This is a genomic window from Pseudomonas sp. SDO5532_S415, from assembly GCF_054071155.1.
This window is the reverse complement of the sequence record NZ_JBSVWS010000295.1, coordinates 1-3,965: the sequence shown is the minus strand read 5'-3', so window position 1 is coordinate 3,965 and position 3,965 is coordinate 1. Positions and strand designations below refer to the sequence as shown.

At 62.9% G+C, this 3,965-nt stretch carries 3 protein-coding genes; all 3 read left to right on the top strand.

What is annotated here, in order from left to right:
• Positions 1-91: 91 nt before the first annotated feature.
• Entirely contained in the window at positions 92-985 is an 894-nt protein-coding gene (locus ACW9HW_RS29330) for a 2-hydroxy-3-oxopropionate reductase (protein ID WP_095195668.1), read from the top strand.
• 155 nt (positions 986-1,140) lie between these two features.
• Positions 1,141-2,421, top strand: a complete 1,281-nt coding sequence (locus tag ACW9HW_RS29325) for a glycerate kinase type-2 family protein (protein ID WP_457402818.1) — start codon at positions 1,141-1,143, stop codon at positions 2,419-2,421.
• Positions 2,411-3,826, top strand: coding sequence for a pyruvate kinase (pyk, locus tag ACW9HW_RS29320; RefSeq protein WP_095195670.1), 1,416 nt, complete (start codon positions 2,411-2,413; stop codon positions 3,824-3,826). The genes ACW9HW_RS29325 and pyk overlap by 11 nt, the downstream gene beginning before the upstream one ends.
• The last annotated feature ends 139 nt before the right edge of the window (positions 3,827-3,965 follow it).

Genomic DNA, 3,965 nt, shown 5'->3' with positions numbered 1-3,965 from the left:
ATGTTCTATCGCATTCGCGAGCAGGCTCGCTCCCACATAGAAGCACTCCCCTATTTGCTTGAAGCAGCAATAAAAACAAGAGGATTTTCTCATGGCTAAAATCGGATTTATCGGCACCGGCATCATGGGCCACCCAATGGCGGCGAACCTGCAGAAAGCCGGTCACAGCCTGTTCCTGTCGGCGCACCACGACGCCGCGCCTGCCGACCTGGTCGCCGCTGGCGCCGTTGCCCTGGCGAACCCGAAAGAAGTCGCGCAAGAAGCCGAATTCATCATCGTCATGGTCCCGGATACCCCGCAAGTCGATGACGTGCTGTTCCGCGCTGACGGCGTTGCCGCGGGTATCGGCAAAGGCAAAATCGTGATCGACATGAGCTCGATCTCGCCAACCGCCACCAAAGCCTTCGCTGCCAAAATCAACGAAAAAGGCGCGCAGTACCTCGACGCGCCAGTGTCCGGTGGTGAAGTCGGCGCCAAGGCCGCGACCCTGAGCATCATGGTCGGCGGTGACGCCGATGCCTTCGAACGCGCCCTGCCGCTGTTCCAGGCCATGGGCAAGAACATCACCCTGGTCGGTGGCAATGGCGACGGTCAGACCGCGAAAGTGGCCAACCAGATCATCGTTGCGCTGAACATCCAGGCGGTGGCTGAAGCCCTGTTGTTCGCCTCGAAAAACGGCGCCGATCCCGCCAAGGTGCGTGAAGCGCTGATGGGCGGTTTCGCTTCGTCGAAGATCCTCGAAGTGCACGGCGAGCGCATGATCAAAGGCACCTTCGATCCGGGCTTCCGCATCAGCCTGCACCAGAAGGACCTGAACCTGGCCCTGCAAGGTGCCAAGGAGTTGAACATCAACCTGCCGAACACCGCCAACGCCCAGCAAGTGTTCAGCACCTGCGCGGCCATCGGTGGCAGCAACTGGGATCACTCGGCGCTGATCAAAGGCCTGGAACACATGGCGAACTTCTCGATTCGCGACAAGAAGTAAGCCCTGCCTGGCTCGCTCTCTGTGGGAGCGGGCTTGCCCGCGATGGCATCGACGCGGTCTGCCTGAACGACCGCAGTGCCTGAATCGCTGGCAAGCCAGCTCCCACAGGATTGAGTTGTCTTCCCTTCAAATAACAAGAATTCCGGGAGCCCGCCATGTCGGTCGATCCGCAACAATTCCTGCGCGAGCTGTTCGCCACAGCCATCGACGCGGCCCATCCTCAACAAGTCCTCGAAGCCCACCTGCCCGCCGATCGCAGCGGTCGGGTGATCGTCATCGGTGCCGGTAAAGCCGCGGCCGCCATGGCCCAGGTGGTCGAGCGTTGCTGGCAGGGAGAAGTGTCCGGTCTGGTGGTGACGCGCTACGGACACGGCGCGCCGTGCGAAAAAATCGAAGTGGTCGAAGCTGCGCATCCGGTCCCGGACGCCGCGGGACAAGCCGTCGCCAAACGGGTATTCGAACTGGTCAGCGACCTGAGCGAAAAAGACCGAGTGATCTTCCTGCTGTCCGGTGGCGGTTCGGCGCTGCTCGCACTTCCGGCCGCCGGCATCACCCTGGCCGACAAGCAGTCGATCAACAAAGCCCTGCTCAAATCCGGCGCCTCCATCGGCGAGATGAACTGCGTGCGCAAGCACCTCTCGGCGATCAAGGGCGGACGTCTGGGCAAGGCCTGCTGGCCGGCAACCGTGTACACCTATGCGATTTCCGATGTACCGGGCGACCTCGCCACGGTCATCGCTTCCGGCCCCACCGTGGCCGACCCAAGTACCTCGGCCGAAGCCTTGGCGATCCTCAAGCGCTACGACATTGAAGTACCCGCCTCGGTGCGTACCTGGTTGCAAAGCCCGGAATCGGAAACCGTCAAACCCGGCGACCCGAGCCTGGCCCGCAGTCACTTCCAGTTGATCGCCCGTCCGCAGCAATCGCTGGAAGCGGCGGCGGTGAAATGCCGACAGGCCGGGTTCAGCCCGCTGATCCTCGGCGACCTGGAAGGCGAATCCCGCGAAGTGGCGAAAGTCCACGCCGGCATCGCCCGTCAGGTGGTGCAGCACGGTCAACCGTTGGCGGCGCCCTGCGTGATTCTCTCCGGCGGCGAAACCACCGTCACCGTGCGCGGTAATGGCCGAGGCGGACGCAACGCCGAATTCCTGCTGAGCCTGACCGACAGCCTCAAGGGCTTGCCGGGCGTCTACGCCCTGGCCGGCGACACCGACGGCATCGACGGCTCCGAAGACAACGCCGGCGCGATCATGACGCCGGACAGCTACGCCCGCGCCGCCGCACTGGGCCTGAGCGCCAGCGACGAGTTGGACAACAACAACGGCTATGGCTACTTCGAGGCGCTGGACGCACTGATCGTCACCGAGCCGACCCGTACCAACGTCAATGACTTCCGCGCCATCCTGATTCTCGAGAACCCTAAACATGACGCCTGATAAGAAGGTCAAAATCCTCGCCACCCTGGGGCCTGCCATCGGCGGGATCGACGACATCCGTGAACTGGTGCTGGCCGGGGTCAACATCTTTCGCCTGAATTTCAGCCACGGTGATCACGCCGATCACGCCCAGCGCTATCAGTGGATTCGCGAAGTCGAGCGCCAGTTGAATTATCCGCTGGGCATTTTGATGGACCTGCAAGGCCCGAAACTGCGGGTCGGCAAGTTCGCCGAGGGCAAGGTGCAACTGGTGCGCGGTCAGGCCCTGCGTCTGGACCTGGATGCCACGCCGGGCGATGAACGCCGGGTCAACCTGCCGCACCCGGAAATCATCGCCGCGCTGGAGCCGGGCATGGACTTGCTGCTCGATGACGGCAAGCTGCGCCTGCGGGTAGTCACCAAGTACGCCGACGCCATCGACACCACGGTGCTCAACGGCGGCGAACTGTCGGATCGCAAAGGCGTGAACGTGCCGCAAGCCGTACTCGACCTGAGCCCGCTGACCGCCAAGGATCGCCGTGACTTGAGCTTCGGCCTGGAACTGGGTGTGGACTGGGTGGCACTGTCGTTCGTGCAGCGTCCGGATGACATTCGCGAAGCCCGCGCACTGATCGGCGACAAAGCGTTTTTGATGGCCAAGATCGAGAAGCCCTCGGCGGTGACCCAGCTGCGGGAAATCGCCGAGCTGAGCGACGCGATCATGGTCGCTCGCGGCGATCTGGGCGTGGAAGTACCGGCCGAAAGCGTGCCGCAAATTCAGAAGAACATCATCAGTACCTGCCGCCAGCTCGGCAAACCGGTGGTGGTGGCGACGCAGATGCTCGAATCGATGCGCTTCTCCCCGGCACCGACCCGTGCCGAAGTCACCGATGTCGCCAACGCCGTGGCCGAAGGGGCTGACGCGGTGATGCTGTCGGCGGAAACCGCGTCCGGCGAGTACCCTCTGGAAGCCGTGCAGATGATGAGCAAGATCATCCGCCAGGTGGAAAACGGTCCGGACTATCAAGCCCAGCTCGACGTCAGCCGACCGAAAGCCGAAGCCACGGTTTCCGATGCAATCAGCTGCGCGATCCGCCGGATCAGCAACGTGCTGCCGGTGGCGGTGCTGGTGAACTACAGCGAGTCGGGCACGTCGAGCCTGCGGGCGGCGCGGGAACGGCCAACCGTACCGATCCTCAACCTGACGCCGAACCTTTCGACCGCGCGCCGCTTGACCGTGGCGTGGGGGGTGCATTCGGTGGTCAATGATCGTCTGCGCCAGGTGGATGAAGTGTGCTCGACGGCGCTGGAAATCGCCCAGGCCCAAGGCATGGCGCAGCGTGGCGACACGCTATTGATCACGGCGGGTGTGCCGTTTGGGCAGCCGGGGTCGACTAATTCTCTGCGTATCGAGACGTTGATCTAGAGCGCCCATACCGGCCCCTTCGCGAGCAGGCTCGCTCCCACAGTTGATTTGTGTACGCCACAAACTCAATGACCGAACAAAGATTCAATGTGGGAGCGAGCCTGCTCGCGAAGGCGGCGACACGGTTTAACTGACTTTT

What these genes read in the sequence shown, in the direction of transcription:
- ACW9HW_RS29330 (WP_095195668.1), top strand. Translation starts at nt 92, where the DNA reads ATGGCTAAAATCGGATTTATCGGCACCGGCATCATGGGCCACCCAATG.
- pyk (WP_095195670.1), top strand. Translation starts at nt 2,411, where the DNA reads ATGACGCCTGATAAGAAGGTCAAAATCCTCGCCACCCTGGGGCCTGCC.
- ACW9HW_RS29325 (WP_457402818.1), top strand. Translation starts at nt 1,141, where the DNA reads ATGTCGGTCGATCCGCAACAATTCCTGCGCGAGCTGTTCGCCACAGCC.